25 protein-coding genes, 3 pseudogenes and 1 other annotated feature are annotated in these 21,522 nt (G+C 44.3%); of the genes and pseudogenes, 11 read left to right on the forward strand and 17 right to left on the reverse strand.

Going from position 1 to position 21,522, the window contains the following annotated elements; translation table 11 throughout:
• Positions 1–177 precede the first annotated feature (177 nt).
• Positions 178–780 (forward strand): 30S ribosomal protein S4, encoded by a 603-nt coding sequence (gene rpsD / locus ACWJJX_RS14255; protein WP_003152406.1) that lies wholly within the window; start codon positions 178–180, stop codon positions 778–780.
• Between the two features lie 143 nt (positions 781–923).
• Here rpsD and ACWJJX_RS14260 read toward each other — a convergent pair whose 3' ends face one another.
• Positions 924–1,073, reverse strand: coding sequence for a PhrK family phosphatase-inhibitory pheromone (locus ACWJJX_RS14260; RefSeq protein ID WP_162886258.1), 150 nt, complete (start codon positions 1,071–1,073; stop codon positions 924–926).
• Positions 1,074–2,186 (reverse strand): response regulator aspartate phosphatase, encoded by a 1,113-nt coding sequence (locus ACWJJX_RS14265; RefSeq protein WP_454021502.1) that lies wholly within the window; start codon positions 2,184–2,186, stop codon positions 1,074–1,076.
• Positions 2,187–2,473: 287 nt separating this feature from the next.
• Between ACWJJX_RS14265 and ACWJJX_RS14270 the strand changes: the two genes are divergently transcribed.
• The gene (locus ACWJJX_RS14270) at positions 2,474–3,157 is read left to right on the forward strand and encodes a hypothetical protein (RefSeq protein WP_454023060.1); all 684 of its coding nucleotides are present in this window, start codon (positions 2,474–2,476) and stop codon (positions 3,155–3,157) included.
• 426 nt (positions 3,158–3,583) lie between these two features.
• Here ACWJJX_RS14270 and ACWJJX_RS14275 read toward each other — a convergent pair.
• The 5 genes and pseudogenes from ACWJJX_RS14275 to hmpA all read right to left on the reverse strand — a co-directional run bounded on the left by ACWJJX_RS14275 (position 3,584) and on the right by hmpA (position 6,686).
• Positions 3,584–3,855 (reverse strand): annotated as a pseudogene (locus ACWJJX_RS14275) (HNH endonuclease).
• Between the two features lie 38 nt (positions 3,856–3,893).
• Entirely contained in the window at positions 3,894–4,076 is a 183-nt protein-coding gene (locus tag ACWJJX_RS14280) for a hypothetical protein (RefSeq protein WP_088461261.1), read from the reverse strand.
• Positions 4,077–4,238: 162 nt separating this feature from the next.
• Positions 4,239–4,976: a BA5345 family protein gene (locus ACWJJX_RS14285; RefSeq protein WP_166706019.1), complete on the reverse strand. Its 738-nt coding sequence runs from the start codon at positions 4,974–4,976 to the stop codon at positions 4,239–4,241.
• 231 nt (positions 4,977–5,207) lie between these two features.
• Positions 5,208–5,386: pseudogene (locus tag ACWJJX_RS14290) on the reverse strand (site-specific integrase); the annotation flags it as partial.
• 109 nt (positions 5,387–5,495) lie between these two features.
• The gene (hmpA, locus tag ACWJJX_RS14295; RefSeq protein ID WP_454023061.1) at positions 5,496–6,686 is read right to left on the reverse strand and encodes an NO-inducible flavohemoprotein; all 1,191 of its coding nucleotides are present in this window, start codon (positions 6,684–6,686) and stop codon (positions 5,496–5,498) included.
• A 236-nt stretch (positions 6,687–6,922) separates the two neighbouring features.
• On the opposite strand from hmpA, the gene ACWJJX_RS14300 reads away from it, so the two are divergent.
• The 3 genes from ACWJJX_RS14300 to ACWJJX_RS14310 all read left to right on the forward strand — a co-directional run bounded on the left by ACWJJX_RS14300 (position 6,923) and on the right by ACWJJX_RS14310 (position 8,116).
• On the forward strand, positions 6,923–7,150 hold the full coding sequence (locus tag ACWJJX_RS14300; RefSeq protein WP_003152402.1) for a hypothetical protein: 228 nt from the start codon (positions 6,923–6,925) through the stop codon (positions 7,148–7,150).
• A 181-nt stretch (positions 7,151–7,331) separates the two neighbouring features.
• A complete protein-coding gene (locus ACWJJX_RS14305) occupies positions 7,332–7,841 on the forward strand; it encodes a type 1 glutamine amidotransferase domain-containing protein (RefSeq protein ID WP_025285115.1) in 510 nt (169 codons plus the stop codon).
• 146 nt (positions 7,842–7,987) lie between these two features.
• Positions 7,988–8,116: a hypothetical protein gene (locus ACWJJX_RS14310; RefSeq protein ID WP_255219918.1), complete on the forward strand. Its 129-nt coding sequence runs from the start codon at positions 7,988–7,990 to the stop codon at positions 8,114–8,116.
• A gap of 15 nt (positions 8,117–8,131) precedes the next feature.
• Here ACWJJX_RS14310 and ACWJJX_RS14315 read toward each other — a convergent pair whose 3' ends face one another.
• The 4 genes and pseudogenes from ACWJJX_RS14315 to ACWJJX_RS14330 all read right to left on the reverse strand — a co-directional run bounded on the left by ACWJJX_RS14315 (position 8,132) and on the right by ACWJJX_RS14330 (position 10,410).
• On the reverse strand, positions 8,132–8,884 hold the full coding sequence (locus tag ACWJJX_RS14315) for an SGNH/GDSL hydrolase family protein (RefSeq protein WP_029973317.1): 753 nt from the start codon (positions 8,882–8,884) through the stop codon (positions 8,132–8,134).
• A gap of 180 nt (positions 8,885–9,064) precedes the next feature.
• On the reverse strand, positions 9,065–9,271 hold the full coding sequence (locus tag ACWJJX_RS14320; RefSeq protein ID WP_454023062.1) for a hypothetical protein: 207 nt from the start codon (positions 9,269–9,271) through the stop codon (positions 9,065–9,067).
• A gap of 47 nt (positions 9,272–9,318) precedes the next feature.
• Positions 9,319–9,369 (reverse strand): annotated as a pseudogene (locus tag ACWJJX_RS14325) (hypothetical protein); the annotation flags it as partial.
• Between the two features lie 171 nt (positions 9,370–9,540).
• On the reverse strand, positions 9,541–10,410 hold the full coding sequence (locus ACWJJX_RS14330) for a cation diffusion facilitator family transporter (RefSeq protein ID WP_070082220.1): 870 nt from the start codon (positions 10,408–10,410) through the stop codon (positions 9,541–9,543).
• 222 nt (positions 10,411–10,632) lie between these two features.
• On the opposite strand from ACWJJX_RS14330, the gene ACWJJX_RS14335 reads away from it, so the two are divergent.
• The 3 genes from ACWJJX_RS14335 (at position 10,633) to ACWJJX_RS14345 (ending at position 12,563) form a co-directional block, all read left to right on the forward strand.
• Positions 10,633–11,439, forward strand: coding sequence for a TrmB family transcriptional regulator (locus tag ACWJJX_RS14335; RefSeq protein ID WP_017418381.1), 807 nt, complete (start codon positions 10,633–10,635; stop codon positions 11,437–11,439).
• A 72-nt stretch (positions 11,440–11,511) separates the two neighbouring features.
• The gene (locus ACWJJX_RS14340; RefSeq protein WP_077722711.1) at positions 11,512–12,243 is read left to right on the forward strand and encodes an AzlC family ABC transporter permease; all 732 of its coding nucleotides are present in this window, start codon (positions 11,512–11,514) and stop codon (positions 12,241–12,243) included.
• Positions 12,240–12,563, forward strand: a complete 324-nt coding sequence (locus ACWJJX_RS14345) for an AzlD domain-containing protein (RefSeq protein ID WP_003152394.1) — start codon at positions 12,240–12,242, stop codon at positions 12,561–12,563. The genes ACWJJX_RS14340 and ACWJJX_RS14345 overlap by 4 nt, the downstream gene beginning before the upstream one ends.
• Positions 12,564–12,603: 40 nt before the next feature.
• On the opposite strand, the gene sr7p is transcribed toward ACWJJX_RS14345, so the two are convergent.
• From sr7p to acsA, 3 genes are all read right to left on the reverse strand, one after another.
• Positions 12,604–12,729: a small protein SR7P gene (sr7p, locus tag ACWJJX_RS14350; RefSeq protein WP_255219922.1), complete on the reverse strand. Its 126-nt coding sequence runs from the start codon at positions 12,727–12,729 to the stop codon at positions 12,604–12,606.
• A 119-nt stretch (positions 12,730–12,848) separates the two neighbouring features.
• Positions 12,849–14,114 carry a tyrosine--tRNA ligase gene (tyrS, locus tag ACWJJX_RS14355; RefSeq protein ID WP_025853300.1) on the reverse strand — a complete coding sequence of 422 codons (1,266 nt, stop codon included), beginning with the start codon at positions 14,112–14,114 and terminating at the stop codon, positions 12,849–12,851.
• Between the two features lie 50 nt (positions 14,115–14,164).
• Positions 14,165–14,397 (reverse strand) — a binding site (T-box leader).
• 53 nt (positions 14,398–14,450) lie between these two features.
• On the reverse strand, positions 14,451–16,169 hold the full coding sequence (gene acsA / locus ACWJJX_RS14360) for an acetate--CoA ligase (RefSeq protein ID WP_454023063.1): 1,719 nt from the start codon (positions 16,167–16,169) through the stop codon (positions 14,451–14,453).
• Between the two features lie 158 nt (positions 16,170–16,327).
• Between acsA and ACWJJX_RS14365 the strand changes: the two genes are divergently transcribed.
• Genes ACWJJX_RS14365 through ACWJJX_RS14375 form a run of 3 tightly spaced genes read left to right on the forward strand, consistent with a single transcriptional unit; the run spans position 16,328 to position 18,792 of the window.
• Positions 16,328–16,960, forward strand: coding sequence for a GNAT family N-acetyltransferase (locus tag ACWJJX_RS14365; protein ID WP_003152390.1), 633 nt, complete (start codon positions 16,328–16,330; stop codon positions 16,958–16,960).
• A gap of 24 nt (positions 16,961–16,984) precedes the next feature.
• Positions 16,985–17,629, forward strand: coding sequence for an acetoin utilization AcuB family protein (locus ACWJJX_RS14370; RefSeq protein WP_226565833.1), 645 nt, complete (start codon positions 16,985–16,987; stop codon positions 17,627–17,629).
• Positions 17,626–18,792 (forward strand): acetoin utilization protein AcuC, encoded by a 1,167-nt coding sequence (locus ACWJJX_RS14375; RefSeq protein ID WP_071391487.1) that lies wholly within the window; start codon positions 17,626–17,628, stop codon positions 18,790–18,792. The genes ACWJJX_RS14370 and ACWJJX_RS14375 overlap by 4 nt, the downstream gene beginning before the upstream one ends.
• Before the next feature lie 9 nt (positions 18,793–18,801).
• Here ACWJJX_RS14375 and motS read toward each other — a convergent pair whose 3' ends face one another.
• From motS to ccpA, 3 genes are all read right to left on the reverse strand, one after another.
• Positions 18,802–19,491 (reverse strand): flagellar motor protein MotS, encoded by a 690-nt coding sequence (gene motS, locus ACWJJX_RS14380; protein ID WP_070082224.1) that lies wholly within the window; start codon positions 19,489–19,491, stop codon positions 18,802–18,804.
• The gene (motP, locus tag ACWJJX_RS14385; protein ID WP_156735661.1) at positions 19,481–20,296 is read right to left on the reverse strand and encodes a flagellar motor protein MotP; all 816 of its coding nucleotides are present in this window, start codon (positions 20,294–20,296) and stop codon (positions 19,481–19,483) included. The genes motS and motP overlap by 11 nt, the downstream gene beginning before the upstream one ends.
• A 68-nt stretch (positions 20,297–20,364) precedes the next feature.
• Entirely contained in the window at positions 20,365–21,369 is a 1,005-nt protein-coding gene (gene ccpA, locus ACWJJX_RS14390) for a catabolite control protein A (protein ID WP_003152385.1), read from the reverse strand.
• Positions 21,370–21,522 lie beyond the last annotated feature (153 nt).

Consider the following 21,522-nt stretch of genomic DNA (forward strand, 5'->3'; position numbering starts at 1 on the left):
GAAATATTGCAGCCTTTTTGTTCAGCTTCTGTGTTTGCATTTTGTTCCTTAGCTGTAAGGTGTATCGTGTAACTCTCTGCTGCTGGAGCGAGGATACATGAAAACAAAATGTGCACGGTCGGATCGAACAGACGGTTTTTATTTTCCACAAAATAAAACCAAAGGAGGAGTCACATTATGGCTCGCTATACAGGTCCATCTTGGAAACTGTCCCGCCGTTTAGGAATCTCTCTTAGCGGTACAGGTAAAGAATTAGAAAAACGCCCTTACGCACCAGGTCCCCACGGTCCGGGACAGCGTAAAAAACTATCAGAATACGGTTTGCAATTGCAAGAAAAGCAAAAACTTCGTCACATGTACGGTGTAAACGAACGTCAATTCCGCACATTGTTTGACAAAGCTGCAAAAATGACTGGTAAACACGGCGAAAACTTCATGATTCTTTTAGATGCACGTCTTGATAACGTTGTGTACAAGCTCGGTCTTGCACGCACTCGCCGTCAAGCTCGCCAATTAGTTAACCACGGTCACATTCTTGTTGACGGAAGCCGCGTTGACATTCCGTCTTACCAAGTAAAACCTGGTCAAACAATCGGTGTTCGCGAAAAATCAAGAAACCTTTCTATCATCAAAGAATCTGTAGAAGTAAACAACTTCGTTCCTGAGTACCTTACTTTCGACGCTGAAAAGCTTGAAGGTACATTCACTCGTCTTCCAGAGCGCTCTGAGCTTGCTCCGGAAATTAACGAAGCGCTTATCGTTGAGTTCTACTCCCGTTAAGTAAAACGCTCTTTAAAGAGCATTGGATTAAACCCTAGAAACGTTGTTATATCAACATTTCTAGGGTTTTTCTTTTGGGCTGTCAGAATGGTGGACAGATGCTCCCTCTCTTTATTAAAAAAAGCCCCGGACAGGGGCTTTTTTTATGTGCCAACCGGCCGCTCTGCTAATTGCAGAGTACCGACCGGGCGCTCTGTTATCTTAACATCCGATGATGCATGATTCATTTTGACTGCAGCTAAACCACTTAACGTAACGAAGGTGAGAGCTGCACAAAGAATAACTTTTTTCAATTACAATCCCTCCAGGTGCCTCATTTTCTCCTCGGCTAAAATAGCATGTTTAGAAAATTCAAGCGCCTCTTTATAGAGTCCATGCTTCTCACAGTGTTCTGAAATAACCAAAGAAAGATCAAAGACGCTATCAAGGTCATTTACTTCATATAAGTAAGAAATACCACCTCGACAAGTTTCAATGCTTTTACTCTGATCCTGCTGCAGAAGTCCGTAAATAATATTTATTTTAGCCTCATACACCTTATTCTCTTTTCGTTTAAAATATTCCTTTGTCTTTTTATAATAATATGGCATTTTATTTACATCCCCTATTTTATAAAGCTCTTTCAGAAACATATACAGGGAATTTATATAATAAACCGAGTCCCTCCAATCTTTATTTCTGATGGCTTTTTTCAAGGCATTTATACAGTCTTGGGAACGATTTGCTGCAGAATATGTAATACTTAAATTATGATGTATTAATGCGGTAAATAGTGAATCGTGTAGAACTCTCGAAATTCTGATTGCTTCTAAAAAACTTTCCTCCGCTTTTTCGTAAAGCCCTAAATCAGTGTAGTTTTGCCCGACAATCATAAGAGACGTGGCAAGCTTTCGTTTATAGCCTTCGTTCTCTCTATAAATTTGTACAGAGTCATTGATATAATTCAAAGAAATTAGACTCTGCCGCAGCATCATATACATAGACGCCACTTTCGAATAAAATTCAGCCCGCTCTATACAATCGGGTATATCTTTCAATTTTTTCTCGGCTATTTTGAACAAAGTAATTGCTTTCTCAAAATTCCTTTTGTGCGACTCATATAACGCTTCAAATAGAAAGAAATAATATTCAATCATATGGTCTGTTTTTTTTATTTCCTCAGCGTGGTTTTCATTAAAATATGAATGAGGCGGAAGCTCCTCCCCTTTCACCTGATACAAAAGCATTTTATGCCTTTCCTCCAACAAAGAATAATACATCAAAACTTCCTGATCCTCTTCCATCTCATCAAACAATGGTTTGACCTCTTCAAAATATTTCTCAGCAGACTCAGCGTCTTGTTGTTTTATCGCGATATACCAATCATTTAATATATTTGCAACACATTCAGAAGCCAGTTTACTCATAAGATAAACCCCTCTTTCTACAAATATTCTAAATTTTCTCAAACAATATTCTAGCATACCTTTAACATAAAATGTAATTAATAGGATTTTTTTCGACATCACGCAATTTTCTCTTTCGACATCGCGCAATTACAAAAAAAGGCTATTTACCCACTTTTTCAGAACGGTATTATAGCGGACTATTTATCTCCATTGTCGAATTTACACTTCGCTGTCCCTATTCTTAAAAAATAACAATACCGGTATAATTTAGGTCGTAACGAATATACAATAGGGAGTGTGATTGTTTGAAGAAATTCAGGTCAGCTTTACTTTTGTTTTTGGTCACTGCATTGGTTGTAGGTATTATGCCCAACTTTAAAGCCAAAGCAGAAAGCAATGAAATGTTGAACATCCCTGCATCAATGTCAAATGATACTGTAGGTGAGAATGTTTTTGAGATTGATGGGGAAAAGTATGTCTATTCTTACGACTTTACTGACCCAGCTGTGAATAAAGCTAAAGTTACTGAGGAAAATGGGGCAGTTACAAAATTTGAATACAACAACGAAACAAACACACTTTATAAAAACGGTGAGGTCGATTTTAACCTTACTATGGAGGGAGATGGGGTATTTTCTTCTTCTAATATGTCAACTATGAAGATACCGCCCGGTGGAAAATACATGGGGAAATACAATTATAAATACAATTTGAAAGGCGTTTCTGTCGGTGTGGCAGCCACAGCTATTTCAACAATAACAAAAACACCTTACAACGTAGTATTCGCTATTGTAGGGTTTTTAGCAGGTACCCAAACAACTGCATACTATACAGTATTCCAATATCGTTATGCCTTTAAATGCAGCGCATACCCTTATGCTAATAGAACAAAATTCTACGAAGACTCTAAAAGAAAGAAAGTCCTTAAAACGGCAGACAGTCCCAAATTCTTTGGAAGCAGGCCAATCCCATCAACTTGCCGACCATAAAAACGAGGTGAAAAAATATGCAACAAGAAAAAACAACGTCTAATATTAACAGGATATTAAAAAGATATATCCTACTGTTCCTTGTTTTATGTGCATGTTATTTTGTTTACATGGGCGTTTTGGGTAATAAATTCACTCCAGTCCCATTGATTATTTTCATCGCTGGATCAATTATTGGGGAGTTAATCAGAATAGGAAGAATGAGAAGATAGGGGGTTACATCCTCCTATCTTTTTTAAACACACAAGCTTCACAAATTTGTTTTTACCCATCTTTCTTTTATGCTCGGTATATGACAGTGAAGACAATAACATCGAAACAGATGAAGTTAAGTGTACGCAAAAGAATTTAATTTTTAGTCTTGGGGAATTTGTACATTCTTTCATTTGATGTTCTGTTCCCAAATCCTCCATCCTCCGTCGTTGTCTACCGGCCATGACACGAGGCGCATAAGGGCCCATTTACTTGAGGTTCATACCGCCTTTATGCGGAACGATATGATTGATAACTGTCGCCGGGGTTCTTCTTCCTTGCATTAAGCAGACAGCACATAACAGATGCTTGGACAGGTAGCCAGCGCGCGCCTGCCTCCACTTGCTGTTATACCCCCGTTTGGCAGCTGATGATTCCCGGTATTGGTCATAGGCTTGCGTGGTTCTCTTATGCTGTTCGCAGTAGTCCTCCCTTTCCCCTGAAATCCTTCGATTGTATGCAACAAAAAAGCACCCGAAGGATGCTAATCTAGAATTTCAAAAGAGGAGACGTGTTCTGCATTCAAATATATTTTTTCTTCATCATCTACAGAAAAATACAAAACCTCATCTGGTGATTGTCCTAATTTAGTCGCTAAGTCTTCTTTTGATTCAAATTTCACTGTTACATATTCTTTACCACTATCCATAATGATTTTTATTTTCATACTAATCCTCCTATAATCTCTTCTCATAGGATCGAGAAGAATACTATAATTATTATCTGCTTTCTTGAGAACCAGAGAACCTTCTTAAATTTATTACCTATTACCATAATACCTCACTTAAAAGAAAATGGTGTGCCGTTATTCTGCCAAGTTTGTGCCATTTTAATAACTGACTTCTACTTCTTCCTCTTCCTCTTGTTGCTTATTTTCTTTGAGAGTACCCCAATTTATTAGCTCGTTCAAAAAATAACCTTGAAACGCATTTAAGTTAGCTGAATAATGCTCGTAACCTTTTGATACTACTTTAAACAACCAACCTATAAGTCCAAGATAAATTATAAATATAACTAAATTGAATATATACATATTTGGATTGAAGGTTGAATTAAAATAACTATCAAAATTATATTTTGTTAAAGTGACCAAATTAATCACAAAGGAAATCACCAGAGAAACTCTAAGAGTACCTAAACTATGAATTGTGCTAAGTATATGCCTATATCGATCAGCTACATAATCTCTTTGAGCATCTTTTAATCTCAATAACCCCCTATGCCAAACATATTCAAATACATAATAATCTTGATGATGATTTTCGCCCCACTCAAACAGACTTACACCCTTAACGTGCTCCTCAACAGCATTTATCATTCTAGCAGCTTCATCTATGATTTGTTTATTTTTAGACCACCGACTAGAAAAGTGAATTTGTTGCATTATGTATCCGATAGTTACTCCGAAAAAAGCTAATGATACAAAAAGACCCAAGGTCTTGGATATATCTATTTTTAATTTAAGTAATTCATTATGATATAAAAATAAGATTGGCAAGCTTATTAACATAATGAATACCCATCCTGGTATTCCCCACCTAATAAGATACTTCGTATCAAAGTTCAAATTTTTCACTCCTAAACTTTTCCCCTATTATATAACATTTACAGGAAGTATCCACATTTATCCACGAATTACCCATATGTTATATACTGTGCAACTGCCCGAAGCCCGTCAGCCCTCGCCACCCTTGTTTTCAAGCAATATGACTAAAATGAATTCCACATATGCTTTTTGAAGGGAATCAATAAAAATATGCAAAAAAAAAGGCTCATCTTGTTTATGAGATGAGCCTGCTTATATCTTGAATTTCTTCATAGCGTTGTTCATGGCATCCTGATTGATTCCAATGAATCGAAGGGTTGTCCGTCCTGCAGCATGGCAACATCTTTTGTTTGCTTGTAAAAATGGTACCCGAATATTTTCCTCAGCGTGTGCGTGCCTATATCATCCAAACCGACATACTCAGCGGCAGCCATCGACGGGACAACCCGCTCTAATTCCCTGTTCGTTCTGTTATCTAGAATAATAAAGCACCCAACCCGGGTGCTTCATACATTAAAATCATCGTCCTTCCTTCTTCAATCACACCATACTCAGCTGCGGTTCAAATAATTCATAGTGAATGGATTCCGGCGTTGTATTGAATTCAGAAATCAGTTTTTTCATTTCTTTAATGAACGACGGGGATCCGCACAGGTAAAAATCAGCATCTTTATCTGTCATCACTTCTTCTAACAGCTGTTTGTCAATCCGACCTTCCCGAAAACGAATATTTTCTGAACGTTCTTGTTCGGACGGCTCGCTGTAAATAAAGACGGTGTCAACAGATGAGTGTTCTGCGGCTTCTTCAGCTTCATGCCGCAGCGCATGATACTCTCCGCTCCTTGCCGCATGGATAAAGAGAACGTTTCGCTGCGGCTGGGTTTTGGCAACCGTCTTTAACATGCTGATCATCGGGGTAATTCCGACACCGGCACTGATGAGAACCAGATTCTTTTTGGAATCAGGGTCTAATACGAAATCCCCGGCCGGAGCGCTGATCTCAATTGAATCCTTTTCGTGTAATTGGTCATGCAGATATGAAGAAACAATTCCGTCTTTTTTCACGGAAATCCGGTAATAATCCTTACCGGATACATCCGACAAACTGTACTGGCGGACATGCGTATAGCCTGTGTCCGGAATGTATACTTTTACACTGATATACTGTCCCGCTTTGAATTCGGGGAGAACTTGTCCGTCTTCCGGTTTTAAATAAAACGACGTTATCTCTTTGCTTTCTTTTACCTTTTTATCAATTTTAAACGCCTTATCGTCTTTCCAGCCGCCTTTTTGCGTTTCCGCTTGTTCATACATGTCCTTCTCAATTCCGATAAAAGCATCTGCAATGACGCCGTATGCTTTTTCCCATGCCTGAATGACCTCAGGAGCAGCCCCGTCTTTTAGCACATCCTTTATCGCGATTAACAAGTACTTTCCAACAATCGGATAATGTTCGGGCTTAACACCGATACTCCGGTGCTTATGGCTGATTTGTTTGACGACGGGGACTATGTTTTCCAGCCGGTCAATATTGGCTGCGGCCGCAATCACAGCATTCGACAAGGCCGTACGCTGTGTTTTTTTCTTTTGATTCGTCTGATTAAAGATATTCAGCAGCTCAGGGTAATGCTGAAAAAGCAGGTCATAAAATCGGCCTGTGATTTCTTCACCATGCTCTTCTAAGACCGGCACTGTGCTTTTAATGATTTCAATCGTTTTTTCATCGAGCATTCTGAAATCCCCCTAAAGATGTATGCATCTCGATTGACCTGAGAAAAGAATCGTTTTTGAATTCTTTTTTATAGATTTCCCCGTTCAAAAAGGGTTAGCCATACCAATTTGAGACGGCTTCAGGAAAAACCAGAAAAACGAAATTGCAGCTGAAAAATTGTGGACTTGCCATGGTGTACTTGTCCGATGCAAAACCCTCCTTTTCAGCATTTAATAAAGTACGGGAGGTGAGATGAATGGGTAAAAAATCGAAAGTGTATTACTGTGACCCTAAGTATATTGTGACTGACAAGTATACTGACAAAGAAGTGGTTTACGTCCATCCCATCAAACACATTAACAGAGAACATATCCGTTATGTTCCCCGCCACGTTTATCAGGAAGAAACAATTCACGAAGTCATTGATCCGGGCGATCCGGGGAAATGCGGGTGTAAAAAGGATAAAAAAAGACGCAAAAAGTAATTGGTTCGATTTCTTGCCTTATCTCAAGTTAAACACGTAAGTTTCAGCAGACCTCCGTACCTTTTGGCTCCTCTTTTTCAGAGGGGTCTTTTTTTCATGCCGTATCTTCAAGCAAATACGTTGTGAGGCGGCAATCCGCCTGATATTCTTGTCATATACAAATTCACAGGAGGCATGATGTATGAGCAAAAAAATCGCAGTTCTGATGACAGATCAATTTGAGGATATTGAATATACAAGCCCGGCGGAAGCATTTAAAGAAGCGGGCCACAGTGTGGTGACAATAGATTTAGAAGCAGGGAAAGAAGTGACGGGCAAGCACGGTGAGAAAGTAAAGATCGATCAAGCGATCTCAGACGCAGACCCAAAGGAATTCGATGCGTTATTGATTCCCGGAGGCTTTTCACCGGATCTTCTGCGCGGAGATGACCGCCCGGGTGAATTCACTAAAGCATTCGTGGAAAATCAGAAACCCGTTTTCGCGATCTGCCACGGCCCGCAGCTGCTGATTGATACCGACCTTCTTAAAGGAAAAGATATCACGGGATTCCGCAGCATCCGCAAAGACTTAATCAATGCCGGCGCACATTATAAAGATGAAGAAGTCGTCGTGAGCCATAACATCGTAACGAGCAGAACGCCTGACGATTTGGAAGCCTTTAATCGTGAATCATTGAACCTGCTGAAATAAGCGAATAAAAATGCACAGACCCGTTCAGTCTGTGCATTTTTTTATGGATTGATAAAGAAACACCAATAGTTAGACCTATTCTCTTCCCCATCCATAATAAGTAAAATAAAGAGTGGGTTTTTCAACACTCGACGGGAGGTTCACTTATGTGGATGATCATTTTGCTGCTGATCATTTTAATCGGTTTTACCGGTAATATCGTCTCGCTTTTGAGAGCGCAAAAACACGCATCTCAAAGAATAATTGAGCTTTTAGAAAAGCAAGGCCGAAAATAATCTGTTAGCGCTGTGTTACCCATAATAGTAATAATAATTCCGGCAGATTTCCTGAAATATGATTTGATGCCCTTTCTCGTTCGGATGAAGACCTTCTGACATGCACATGCTTCGGAAAGCGGGATTATACGGGTCGATGAGATCTGTATCAAACAGGTCGGCATACGGTACAGAGAGGAGTGTGCAGGCTTCTTTTTGGGCTTTCACATAGTCAGCCAGCTTCAGGCCCAGTTTATTTTTATCAGTATCACGGCGGACGATTTTTCCTTTTGATATTTTTGCTTGTCTCGTTGGGGTCACCACAATGATGCTCGCGCCTTTATTTCCGCTTCGCAGCTGCTGAATCACTTGACAGAAGCCTCCGTAAAATGTGGTGATATCCTTTTCATCTGTGCCGATGGGAATGTGGTTGCACCAATCATCATCTGTTCCCTGGACAATAATGACATCATGTCCTTTTGTTTTAAGCGCTTGCTGATAAATGTTATCGCTTCCGTTGTTGCTCATATTAACGCCGCTGACAGACAGATTGGTTATTTCAGCGTCTGTCCGGTCTTTCAGAATGTCACCAAAGCCGTATTCCGCACGCAGCCCCCGGGCGACGCTGTCACCTAAGATCGCGATTTTTGAAGCCTTCCGCAGCCTGCTTATGCTGATGAAGTCAACGCTGATATGCCCGCTGTCCGTGATATGCAAAAGCTTGCTGCTTATGTTTTGCGAAGAGACTGTCTTTCCTTCAGAGTTATAAAAGTCCTCATTCAGCTTCATTCGGCGTCATCCCTTCCTTTTTATCCTCCGGCATCTTTTTTTGACACAAAAAACGGACACGAACAAACAGCGCCATGTTGTCAGTTCAGTGTCCGCAGATGATGATACCGGATCTTTTATGCAGTTCTCTTGCCATTATAGCAGATCTCCGTTACTTGTAATAGAGTCTGCAGTCAGCATTTAAAACAGCGCTTGCGGGTACGTTTTTGATGGGACCGTCTGCTGCGTGAACGGTGTGTCCGGTGATGGCTCCGTCTTCTGCTGCGGGAGCGGTGTGTCCGGTGATGGCTCCGTCTTCTGCTGCGGGAGCGGTGTGTCCGGTGATGACTCCGTTTTCTGCTGCGGGAGCGGTGTGTCCGTTTTCTGCTGCGGGAACGGCCCGAACATTTTTTGGAAACCGGTTCTTGGTATAAATACTCCCCTAAACCTTCTCTTTCCGCAACGGCAACTCCATGTTCAATTTCTTTAACAGAAATAGCGTTCAATTCTGTTCACCTCCCTTTTTCTTTACAACATAACGTATGAAATGTATCCCTCACGTGTATAAGCTTCTCTCTCATATGAGCGAGAAATGGACATTTATACAACAAAAAGACCCGTGGGAACGGGCCTTTTGCAGGCATTTTGCCGGGAACAAACGCAAACATAAGATCGATTTATTTCTTCCTCTCGCTCTCCGGCTCGGGGTGAATCATTACCTGTGCTTGTTTGAATTCATCCGTAATATCTCTTTCAATGCGGTCACACAGGTCGTGCACGTCTTTAATCGTCACGTGAGAGGCTACGACCAGGTGAAAATCAATATACTCTTGCGGGCCGGAGCGTCTTGTACGAAAATCGTGAATTTCAATAAATTCCTGTTGAAATGTTTCGATAATCTTTAAAATTGTTTTTTCTTCCTCTTCCGACAAACGGGTATCAATCAGCGGCGGGAATGCTTCTTTCATTAATTTAAACGCTTCATATATGATATACACCGCCAGCACCATACCTATAATGGGATCAAGTATGTACCACTCCGTTAAGGTAACGACCAAAAGGCTTGCCGCTACGCCTAATGATGTGTACACGTCAGTCAGTAAATGCAGGGCATTTGATTTCATTGCCACGGAATTAACCTTTTCGGCTTCTCTTTTTACGAACTTCGAAACGATCAAATTAATGAGAGCCCCAGCAAGCATCACAACAATTCCCAATACGGGCAGATGAACCGGCGCCGGGTTCACCAGTTTTTGAATGCATTCATATATCATCCAAATCCCTGCCGCAAAAATCAGAATCGTCTCGATGGTCCCCGACAGATTCTCGACTTTTCCATGACCGTACGGATGCCCTGTATCAGCCGGCTTTTTTGAAATCCTGACGGAGATAAAGGCGATGAAGGCGGCGATCAAATCTAAAAAAGAATGAATGGCTTCAGAAAGTATAGCGACAGATCCGGTTATTATCCCCACCACTATTTTGAGCATGACGACCAGGGAATTGCTTATAACCGATAAAAAAGCGATTTTAGAGGTGTTTTCCACCGTGATCCTCCTCTTTTTGACTTCTTGTATTTATCGTATCAAACGGCATTCGTGTGGGTCTACGGCAACGTTTTTCACAAAAGCCATACATGTAACTCATCATAAACTAAGTTGGAAAGCGACAAAACAGGCGAACCTTTCTTTCAGCACTCAAGTCCCATTGACAAGATATAACCGCTTACATTATAGTAGTTTCATGAATAACCACTACGGAGGATGTTTATGGACGATGTTCTGAAAGAATTACAGAAGTTTGGATTTTCTCAATATGAATGTAAAGCATATATCGGCTTGTTGAAACACTCGCCTGTTACCGGATATGAAATCAGCAAAAGGTCAGGCGTCCCCCGCTCAATGATCTATGAGGTATTGGGGAAATTAGTTGATAAAGGCGCTGTCCATATTGTACCGTCTGATCCGGTTACATATGCCCCGCTGGCCGGAAAGGAATTAATCGACCGGCTCCGGCACGATTTCGAGAACTCATTCGGCTACCTTGAGGAAAAGTTATTGGCGCTGGAAAGCGAGCAGGAGATGAATGTCATCCGCCGCATCAGCACGAATGATCATGTCATCAATGAGATGAAGGATATGATTGAAAAAGCCGAGGAAGAGTTGTGGCTGTCTGTCTGGGAACAGCAGATTCCCTTTATTCAAGAAGCCGCTAATAAACGCGCCGCCGAACAATTGCCCGTCTTTTCGATTGTGTTCGGCCCTCCGGAAGTGAAGCTCGGAAATACGACAAATCATAATATGTCTCCTGAAGTGGCGGAGAAACGGATGGGCGGAAGATTAACGATAGCTGCCCGAGATAATAAAGAAGTCTTAATCGCCAATTTTTCTCCGCAGACGAATGCCTGGGCCATTAAATCAGAAGATCCCGCTCTCGTTCTCGTGGCCATGGAATATATGAGGCACGATCTGATGTTCGCAGAGCTTGTGAAAGAAGTCGGGGCTGAAAAAGTTGAAGGCCTGATGAAACAAAACCATTCGTTATTTCATGTCGTCACCGGAAATCGGTTCATATAAATGTGAACCGTATTTTCTTTGATTTTTTCATTAGTCGTTATCATTATAATCTCTATGAAAGGAGTATAAAAAATGATTAACACAGAAGTGCAAAAAACCGCCGTTTCCCGGGAAATGAACGATACGTTTTTACAGGGGGTGCGGGATTGTGTGCCTACGCTGCTGGGCTATATGAGCATCGGTTTTGCTTTCGGCATCGTCGGCGTTGCCTCTCATCTAAGCATTCTTGAAATCTGTTTGTTATCCTTGTGTGTCTATGCCGGCGCCGCCCAATTTATTATTTGCTCGCTCCTTGTTTCCGGGAGTCCGATTTCCGCCATTATTTTAACGACGTTTATCGTCAATCTGCGGCACCTTCTGCTGAGCCTGACCATCGCGCCGTATTTCACGAAATACTCTCTGGCGAAAAATATCGGCTTCGGGGCTCTGCTTACTGACGAATCTTTCGGAGTAGCGGTGAACAAAGCGGCTCAGAACGGCAGGTTACACGATAAGTGGATGAACGGCCTCAATATAACCGCTTACATGTGCTGGGTTATTTCCTGCGTGATGGGCGGGCTTCTCGGGCAATGGATATCTGATCCTTACGCGCTCGGCCTGGACTTTGCTTTGCCCGCTATGTTCGCGGCGCTGCTTGTGCTGCAATTGCAGTCATCCGCTTCGGAAAAGCTGAAGCACAGCCTCTCCTTAATTCTCTATATGATCATTTTTATGGTCTTGTTATCGTATTTCGTCCCGTCACACATCGCGGTCATCGTCTCAACCGTGATTGTGGCAACGATCGGGGTGGTGACGGACAAATGAGCATCAGCACACAAATGATCTGGATTATACTCGGCTGCATGATTGTTACACTTGTGCCGCGCATTGTTCCGTTTATATTTGTCCGGAACATTCAGATGCCTGAATTGGCTTTAAAATGGCTCTCCTTTATTCCGCTTTGCATTTTGACGGCTCTGGTAACGGAAAGCATGATTGTGAAAACAAACAGCGCTTTGACCTTTGATTGGAAAGCAATGATCGTTCTCATCCCGACATTGCTTTGCGCGATGCTGACAAAAAGCTTATCCATCACGGTCATCACAGGAGTCGTGCTGATGGCCGCCGTCAGACTGATATGGTGACAATCAAAAGCCTCCATTCCGCAGAATGGAGGCTTTACCTTTATGATATCGGATTTTCTTCTTCCGTCTCTGATTCCTCGGCTTCGGCTTCGGCGTTTATGCTTTGCTGCTGTTCCCAATGATCCCGCTGCAATCTTTCTTTGGCGATGGTAAACATAAAATTCACGGCGCAGCACCCCTTCCCTGTTTTGCTTATACCATGTACTGTACTCATTTCCCCGTGCAGTATTCACAAAACATAAAAAAGCAGCCTGCCGCATGGAGCGGCCGGACTGCTTTTTATTTTCAGTACGTGATCAGGAAGTATTTTTTCTTTCCGCGGCGCAGTACGGTAAATTGATCTTCAATGCGGTCTTCCGCAGTCAGAAGATGCCCGATGTCCGTCTGGCGCTCGCCGTTAATGTAAACAGCTCCGTTTTGAATGTCTTCGCGGGCCTGCCGTTTTGAAGGCGATAATTTAGATTCCACTAGCACGTCTACTAAAGACAGTTCTTCAGAGCGGTCTTTTTCAAACGAAGGTACATCTTTAAATCCTACCTTGACGTCTTGAGCAGAAAGCTCTTTAATATTGCCGCTGAACAGCGCCTGGGAGATATGAACAGCCTGCTCAAGCGCTTCGCGGCCGTGTACAAGAACCGTCACCTCTTCAGCGAGACGTTTCTGCGCTTCTCTTTTCTCAGGAGCCGTCTCCGTTTTTTCAGCATAAGCTTCAATTTCCTCTTTTGACAAGAAAGTAAAGTATTTTAAGTATTTGACGACGTCGCGGTCATCTGTATTGATCCAGAACTGGTAGAATTCGTACGGCGATGTTTTTTCTTTATCAAGCCAAATGGCGCCGCCTTCCGTTTTGCCGAATTTCGTGCCGTCAGCTTTTGTGACGAGCGGAATGGTAAGACCGAAAGCTTTCGCCCCTTCTTCTTCTGATTTTCTGATCAGTTCAAGACCGGCCGTGATGTTGCCCCACTGGTCACTGCCTCCGATTTGGAGTTTGCAGTTCTTTTCTCTGTACAGATTCAGAAAATCGTAGGATTGCAGGATCATGTAGCTGAATTCCGTGTAAGAAATTCCGGTTTCAATTCTTGAGCTTACAGTATCTTTCGCAAGCATGTAGTTAATTCCGAAGTTCTTTCCGACGTCGCGGAGAAATTCAATGATGCTCAGCTTTCCGATCCAATCAAAGTTGTTCGCTATGACAGCGGGGTTTTCTCCCGCCTCGAAATCTAAAAATCGGGAAAGCTGATTTTTAATTTTTTGCGACCATTCGACAACGATATCCTGAGTATTTAACGTACGCTCCGCTTTTTTGCCGCTCGGATCGCCGATCAGTCCCGTCGCGCCGCCTACAAGCGCAATCGGATGGTGGCCTGCAAGCTGGAAACGGCGCAGTGTCAATATCGGCAGAAGGTGTCCGATGTGCAGGCTGTCAGCCGTCGGGTCAAACCCTGAGTATAAACGGATTTTTTCTTCGCTCAGCTGTTTATTCAGTCCTTCTTCATCCGTCATTTGCTGGATTAAGCCGCGGAATGATAAATCCTCTAATAAGTTAGTCATTTTGTCTGCTCCTTTGTTTATGAAAATAAAAAACGCCCCTTCGTTTAAAACGAAGGGACGATATAATCGCGGTACCACCCTACTAATAAAAACATAAAAAAGCTTTTATCACTCTTTTTGATAACGGACCGTGTCCGTTCTTTCACTACTGAAAGCCTTGGAATAGCTTTGTTCGCAAAAGCGGTTCATGAGTGTATTCGGCATATCTTATGTGCTGATTTTCACCGGCCATCAGCTCTCTGGAACAATCAGATATCCTACTTGTCTCAATCAAAACCTTTTCGTATGAAGCTTACTCATTTTTAACATAAATAAAATACGATGTCAACGCCGTCTTTAATCTTCCATTGTGGACAGGTCGCCTGCTGGCAGGTTCAGCTCCCACGCCTTCAGCACACGTCTCATGATTTTTCCGCTCCGTGTTTTCGGAAGTTTATCTTTGAATTCAATTTCCCGCGGTGCGGCATGCGCGGCAAGCCCCTGTTTTACAAAGAGGCGAATGTCCTCCTTCAGCTGATCGGATGGCTCATGCCCTTCTCTGAGCGCGATAAACGCTTTAATAATTTCTCCCCGGACAGGGTCCGGCTTTCCGATGACGCCGGCTTCGGCAATCGCCGGATGTTCAACAAGTTTGCTTTCGACTTCAAACGGGCCGACGCGCTCGCCGGATGTCATGATGACATCATCGACTCTGCCTTGGAACCAGAAATAACCGTCTTCATCCATATAAGCAGAATCTCCGGAAACATACCAGCCGCCCGGCATAAAATAAGAATCATATTTCTCTTTGTTGTTCCAAATGGAATCCATCATCGACGGCCAGCCCTTTTTAATGGCGAGATTTCCCATTCGGTACGGCGGAAGCTCATTTCCCTGATTGTCAACGATCGCCGCTTCCACTCCCGGAATCGGTTTCCCCATTGAGCCCGGCTTGATCTCCATGCAAGGATAATTGCAGATGAGCTGTCCGCCCGTTTCTGTCATCCACCACGTGTCGTGGATGCGCTTGCCGAATACTTTATGTCCCCACTTGATGACCTCGGGGTTCAAAGGTTCTCCGACACTCAGGACGTGACGAAGTGAAGTAAGGTCAAATTTGGATGTCATTTCATCTCCGGCGCCCATAAGCATTCTGAAAGCCGTCGGAGCGCTGTACCAGACGCTGACACCGAGCTTCTCAATCGTGCCGTACCAGTTTTCCGGACTGAATCTGCCGCCGACGATCACGTTCGCCGCTCCGTTCAGCCACGGCGCAAATATCCCGTACACCGTCCCGGTCACCCAGCCCGGGTCCGCAGTGCACCAGTAAATATCGTCTTCTTTAAGATCAAGCACCCACTTGCCGGTCTGGTATTGCTGAATCATGGCTTCATGAACATGGAGCACACCTTTGGGCGTTCCGGTAGACCCTGATGTGTAGTGAAGCAGGTAGCCGTCTCTTCTGTCCATCCATTCAATATCAAGTCTCGTGCTTTCTCCCTCAGCCGCTTTATCATAATGGATGATTTTATCTCCCGCTTCTTTGCTGCCGCCGACAATGAAAATATGCTCGAGGTCGGGCAGGCTGTCCGCCGGAATCCGTTCGGCCAGTTCAGGTGTCGTCACGACAACCTTTGCCTGGCTGTTCAACAGGCGGTCTTTGACGGCGCCTTCCATAAACGCTTCAAATAAAGGGCCGGCGATCGCACCGATTTTAATTGCGCCGAGCATGATAAAGTAAAGCTCCGGCGAACGCGGCATGAAAATAAAAACGCGGTCCCCTTTTTCCACGTTTCCATACCGTCTCAGTACATTTCCCGCCCGGTTCGATTCCTCCATCATTTCTTTAAATGTGTATTTTTCATCCCGGTTTGCGTCCTTGTAATACAGCGCTACTTTGTTTTTTCGAAATGATTCGGCATGACGGTCAATCGCTTCGTACGCCGCATTCAGCTTCCCCGTCTGATGCCAGGAAAACTCCGCTTCGACCTCTTTCCAATCGAAGCTGCGGTACGTTTCCTCATAATTTCGCAGATGATAATTCCCCTTTTCCGCCGGCAACGCTTTCAAATTCATGCAACATCCCCCTTTGCTTATCTATAGACTAATTATAGTAGATGTTCACAGTTTTCTCAATTTTTAAAATATAAATTACAACACTATTGAAAACGCTTTATATTTTGTTATGCTTAAGAGAGATGTGTTTTTATTAAGAACCGACAGGCGGTGAATCAGTGAAACATCATAAAACGTACCATTCTTCATCAATTCAGACAGCAGCCGGCCCTCTATTGGTAGAAGGGCCCGTTCCTCCAAAGGACCTAGCACAGTATGAGTTTCATGAAGGCCTGACAGCCTTTCGCCTTCCTCATGAACAGCACAAAGCGTTAATCGAGATCGCCGGGCTTCCTGAAGGTCGGATCATTATCGCCAGGGACGGACAGACGATTATCGGCTATGTGACGTATTTATATCCTGATCCGCTTGAACGGTGGTCTGACGGAAATATGGAAGACCTCCTTGAACTCGGTGCGATCGAGGTCGCTCCCGGCTACAGGGGCTGTTCTGTCGGAAAAACGTTGCTGACAGTCAGCATGATGGATGAACAGATGGAACGGTACATCATCATGACGACGGAATATTACTGGCATTGGGATTTAAAAGGAATGAAAAAAGATGTGTGGGAATACAGAAAGATCATGGAAAAGATGATGAATGCCGGGGGTCTTGTCTGGTTTGCAACGGATGAACCGGAAATCAGCTCTCATCCGGCCAATTGTCTGATGGCCCGCATCGGCAGGCACGTCAGTCAGGAGTCAATTGAACAGTTCGACAGGCTTCGTTTTTATCAGCGATTTATGTATTGACTGACATACAAAGGGGATAAAAAGATGATTGCAGAACAAATCATGAAACGGGACGTCATCACCGTCTCAAAACACGACTCCATTGAAACAGCCGTCCGGAAAATGAAGATATATCATATCCGCCATCTCCCTGTCATCGACGACGAGCTGCACGTCACCGGTATTGTCACAGACAGAGACATTAAACAGGCCGGCCCCGGCAGCTTTGAACAAAAGGAACGCGGCGCGTTTCTGACAAACAAAGTGGAGACCATTATGAAGCGGGATGTCATCTGCGCCCATCCGCTTGACTTTGTGGAAGAAATATCCGCCTCCTTTTATGAGCACGGCATCGGCTGTCTGCCGATTACGGTAAACCATAAGCTGACGGGCATTTTAACGAAAACCGACGTGCTCCGGACTTTCGTCAGCCTGACAGGCGCGGCCCAGCCGGGATCCCAGGTGGAAATCCTGGTGACGGATATGACAAAAAGCCTTGCTGATCTCAGCTGCTTGTGCCGTGATCTTCAGCTTCAAATCCTGAGTGTGCTCGTCTATCCCCATGATTCCGCCGGGTCGAACATTCTCGTCTTCCGGGTGAAGACGATGAATCCGCTCCCTTTTATCCGTGCCGTTCATGAAGCCGGATACAATGTCTTATGGCCGAAGCATTTGAGGGATCAGCCATGAAAGACAGCGTTTTTGTTTATTCGCCTTCTTATCAGACGTATCAATTTCATCAGGATCATCCGTTCAATCAGCAGCGCGTGCTTTTAACATACGATCTGCTTCAGGCGGCGGACGCGTTTGACGAAGGAGACATCGTCATTCCGCGCACGGCCTCTAAAGAAGAGCTGGCTCTCGTTCATACAGAGGATTATATACAGGCGGTGGAACTTGCGGGTGCGGGCCGGCTCCCTGCCGCAGAAGGAGAAAGCTACGGTCTCGGAACGGAAGACACCCCCGTTTTTGCCGGCATGCATGAAGCTGCGTCGCTTCTGGTGGGCGGCACCTTAACGGCGGCTGATTACGTCATGACGGGACAAGCCAGGCACGCCTGCAATTTAGGAGGCGGCCTTCACCACGGCTTCCGCGGCAGGGCGTCAGGCTTTTGTATCTATAATGACAGCGCCGTGGCCATCCAATACATCCAGAAGAACTACGGGGCAAAAGTGTTATACATTGATACAGACGCCCACCACGGCGACGGCGTTCAATTTACGTTTTACGACAGGTCTGATGTCTGCACTGTTTCTTTTCACGAGACCGGGCGTTATTTATTTCCCGGGACGGGGCAGGTACTGGAAAAAGGAAGCGGGCAAGGCTACGGCTATTCTTTTAACATTCCGCTGGACGCTTTCACAGAGGACGATTCCTTTCTCCACGCTTACAAAACGGCCGCCTCAGAAATCGCGGCTTTTTTTAAGCCGGATGTCATACTTACCCAAAACGGTGCGGACGCCCATTATTACGACCCGTTGACACACCTGTCCAATACAATCTCCATTTATCAGGAGATCCCGCGGCTCGCTCATTCATTAGCCCATCAATATTGCAGCGGCAGATGGATCGCGGTCGGCGGCGGCGGATACGATATTTGGAGAGTCGTCCCGAGAGCATGGAGCCGCATTTGGCTTGAGATGAAAGGGATTGATCCCGGGGAGCGCATACCGCAGAAATGGATTGATAAATGGCAGAAGCATTCCCCCTGCACGTTGCCCGCTTTTTGGAGTGATCCTGAACAATTATATCCTCCGATTCCCCGTAAAGAAGAAATTTCAGAAAAAAATGCCCAAACCGTGGAAAAAGCTCTTTTTGCCATCCGGTCTGAGCAGCGGTATAAAACAAAATAAAAAACGACCTTATGAGGAGGTCGTTTTTTTGATCACAATTTCTACACGGCGGTTTTCTTTCATATGTCCGGGACTTTTGTTGTCCTTCACAGGTTTCGTATCCGCATACCCGGCAGAGATAAACCGTTTGGCGGAAAAGTCTTCATTCGCGGTAAAATACCGGATCACACTCGCCGCTCTTGCAGACGACAGCTCCCAGTTCGACGGGAATTGATAGGTGGAAATCCGGCGGCTGTCCGTATGGCCTTCTACCTGTATGTCATTCGGAATTGTTTTTAAAAGCACCGCGATCTGATGCAGAACCGGCTCGGCGTTTTTCAGCACATCCGCTTTTCCCGTCTGAAACAGAACGGCCTCCTGCAGCACAAGAACCACTCCGCGCTCATCGCGCTTCGCCGTCAATTTGGAACTCAAATGATGCGCTTTTATGTATGTCTTCACGTTTTGTAACAGCAAATCCTGTTCTTTATTTTCGTTTGCTTTGTCTGATGACGCCGGTTCACCCCCGCCGCCGTTTGTATGAATCGATGAAACGGCAGATTGAAATTTTTCCGCGTCTATTTGCGACATCGAAAAAAGCAAGATAAAGAACACGAGAATGAGCGTGATCAAGTCAGCGAACGTCACCATCCATCTTGGTGAACCGCCGGAATGTTCCGGTTTGTTTCTTCTTTCAAAACGCTCTTTTCTAAGCTTCATGGACAGCGCCCTTTTTCTTGTTCGCAGGCTGTCCTTTACGCCAGTCTTCTCTTGAGCTGAAGACGACGAGCTGACTTTCGAGGTTGCGGGGATTTTTGCCCGATTGGATGCCGACAACCCCTTCGATCATGACCTGTTTGATGAAAATTTCACTTTCCGTTTTTTCTTCAAGTTTTGCCGCGATTGGAATAAACACCAAATTGGCAAGCAGCGCTCCGTACAGCGTCGTCAATAGCGCAACGGCCATGTTCGGTCCGAGGGTATGCGGGTCATTTAAATTTTTGAGCATAAGAACGAGTCCGACGAGCGTCCCGATCATTCCCCAGGCGGGTGCGAAATCACCGGCTTTTTCAAAAACGCGTCTTCCTTTTCTGTGTCTTTCTTCCATTGCGGCGATCTCAGAATCCATCACCAGCCGGATCGTTTCCTCGTCCCAGCCGTCAATCGCAAGCAAAAGCCCTTTTTTTAAAAACGGATCATTGATCTCCCGCGCCTGGTCATCCAGAGACAGCAGCCCCTGCCTGCGCGCCTGCTCCGAAAGGCTGACAAATACTCTGACAAGCTCTTTCACATTGTCATCCTGACGGGAGAATACCTGTTTCAGAACAGAAGGGGTTTTCTTTAAATCCCTCGGCGGAAAGCTGATAAAAATCGCCGCAGCAAGGCCGCCAGTGACGATTAAAAAAGAAGTCAGATCCAAAAATGAACTGATTCCCGCCAGTCCCGTCCCTGACAGAATACCGATTGCGACGATAATACAGCCTAACATAAAGCCAACGGGCGTCAGATAATCAAAACGTTTCATATCTTCTCCTTACTCAAGTAAAAAAGCAAGATTCCACCCCTCAGAGTGAAGCTTGCTTTTCCGTTTTTTTATGACTTGGTTGATTGTCTTAATTCGATGCGGTGAGGCAATTCGACGATATGCTCTTCAACCGGCTCTTTGTTCATCAGTTTTGTCAAAAGTCTCATCGCCACGGCGCCGATATCGTACGTAGGCTGCACGACTGTTGAAAGCTGAGGGCGGACCATCAGGCTCAATCTCGTATTGTCAAAACCGATAATATCAAGATCATCAGGTATCGAAAGACCTTGATCTTGGGCCGCATGGATAATGCCGAGGGCCATTTCATCCGTCGCAGAAAGAATCGCCGTCGGTTTCCGGTCAAGGCCCATCAAACTTTGAAGCGCCTCCATACCGGAATCATAAGTGTAATCGCCTTCCGCTACGAATTGCTCGTTAAACGGAATCGCCGCTTCTTCAAGCGCCCGTTTGTACCCTTGCAGTTTTTTCGAACGGTTGATCGGCTCTTGCATCGGTCCAGAGACGAATGCAATATCACGATGCCCTTTATCAATGAAAAGCTTAACGGCATCATAAATCGCCTGTTCATAATCAATGGCGACAGAAGGCGTCTCGCCCTGTTCTTCCACTGATGCCGCCAAGACGATCGGCACAGGAGAGCGCTTAAATTCTTCGACATGCTCGTCCGTAATGTTGCCGCCCATAAATACGATACCGTCCACTTGTTTGCCGAGCATCGTATTTAACAGATGCAGTTCTTTCTCAAGATTTTGATCCGAGTTGCTTAAAATAATATTATATTTGTACATCGTCGCGATATCTTCAATTCCACGCGCAAGTTCCGAGTAGAAAATGCTTGAGATATCAGGGATGATGACGCCGACCGTTGTCGTTTTTTTGCTTGCAAGCCCTCTTGCCACCGCGTTCGGACGGTAGCCGAGCCGGTCAATGGCTTCCAATACTTTTTTTCTGGTCGTCGGTTTTACATTCGGGTTGCCGTTCACGACGCGGGAAACAGTCGCCATACTGACATTTGCTTCTCTGGCCACATCGTATATCGTAATGTTGCTCACTGAAACCACTCCTTTTACTGGATACACTTATCCTTATCTATAGCATAAACACTTTATGTAAAGAAATGTCGTACGATTTCGCATTCTGTCGTTTATGATTGTAAGCGTAAGTCAGTAGTGTACATTATTTTTCATTATTCATCAAATTTAAAT

The sequence above is a fragment of the Bacillus sp. YH3-2-B2 genome, from assembly GCF_053663335.1.

Coding starts and splice junctions, on each gene's coding strand:
- rpsD (WP_003152406.1), top strand. CDS start 178: ATGGCTCGCTATACAGGTCCATCTTGGAAACTGTCCCGCCGTTTAGGA.
- ACWJJX_RS14280 (WP_088461261.1), bottom strand. CDS start 4,076: ATGAAAATAAAAATCATTATGGATAGTGGTAAAGAATATGTAACAGTG.
- motP (WP_156735661.1), bottom strand. CDS start 20,296: ATGAAACGTTTTGATTATCTGACGCCCGTTGGCTTTATGTTAGGCTGT.
- motS (WP_070082224.1), bottom strand. CDS start 19,491: ATGAAGCTTAGAAAAGAGCGTTTTGAAAGAAGAAACAAACCGGAACAT.
- ACWJJX_RS14370 (WP_226565833.1), top strand. CDS start 16,985: ATGATTGCAGAACAAATCATGAAACGGGACGTCATCACCGTCTCAAAA.
- ACWJJX_RS14340 (WP_077722711.1), top strand. CDS start 11,512: ATGATTAACACAGAAGTGCAAAAAACCGCCGTTTCCCGGGAAATGAAC.
- ACWJJX_RS14265 (WP_454021502.1), bottom strand. CDS start 2,186: ATGAGTAAACTGGCTTCTGAATGTGTTGCAAATATATTAAATGATTGG.
- ACWJJX_RS14335 (WP_017418381.1), top strand. CDS start 10,633: ATGGACGATGTTCTGAAAGAATTACAGAAGTTTGGATTTTCTCAATAT.
- ACWJJX_RS14305 (WP_025285115.1), top strand. CDS start 7,332: ATGAGCAAAAAAATCGCAGTTCTGATGACAGATCAATTTGAGGATATT.
- ACWJJX_RS14315 (WP_029973317.1), bottom strand. CDS start 8,884: ATGAAGCTGAATGAGGACTTTTATAACTCTGAAGGAAAGACAGTCTCT.
- ACWJJX_RS14320 (WP_454023062.1), bottom strand. CDS start 9,271: ATGTTCGGGCCGTTCCCGCAGCAGAAAACGGACACACCGCTCCCGCAG.
- ACWJJX_RS14300 (WP_003152402.1), top strand. CDS start 6,923: ATGGGTAAAAAATCGAAAGTGTATTACTGTGACCCTAAGTATATTGTG.
- ACWJJX_RS14345 (WP_003152394.1), top strand. CDS start 12,240: ATGAGCATCAGCACACAAATGATCTGGATTATACTCGGCTGCATGATT.
- ACWJJX_RS14375 (WP_071391487.1), top strand. CDS start 17,626: ATGAAAGACAGCGTTTTTGTTTATTCGCCTTCTTATCAGACGTATCAA.
- acsA (WP_454023063.1), bottom strand. CDS start 16,169: ATGAATTTGAAAGCGTTGCCGGCGGAAAAGGGGAATTATCATCTGCGA.
- hmpA (WP_454023061.1), bottom strand. CDS start 6,686: ATGCTCGATGAAAAAACGATTGAAATCATTAAAAGCACAGTGCCGGTC.
- ACWJJX_RS14310 (WP_255219918.1), top strand. CDS start 7,988: ATGTGGATGATCATTTTGCTGCTGATCATTTTAATCGGTTTTACCGGT.
- tyrS (WP_025853300.1), bottom strand. CDS start 14,114: ATGACTAACTTATTAGAGGATTTATCATTCCGCGGCTTAATCCAGCAA.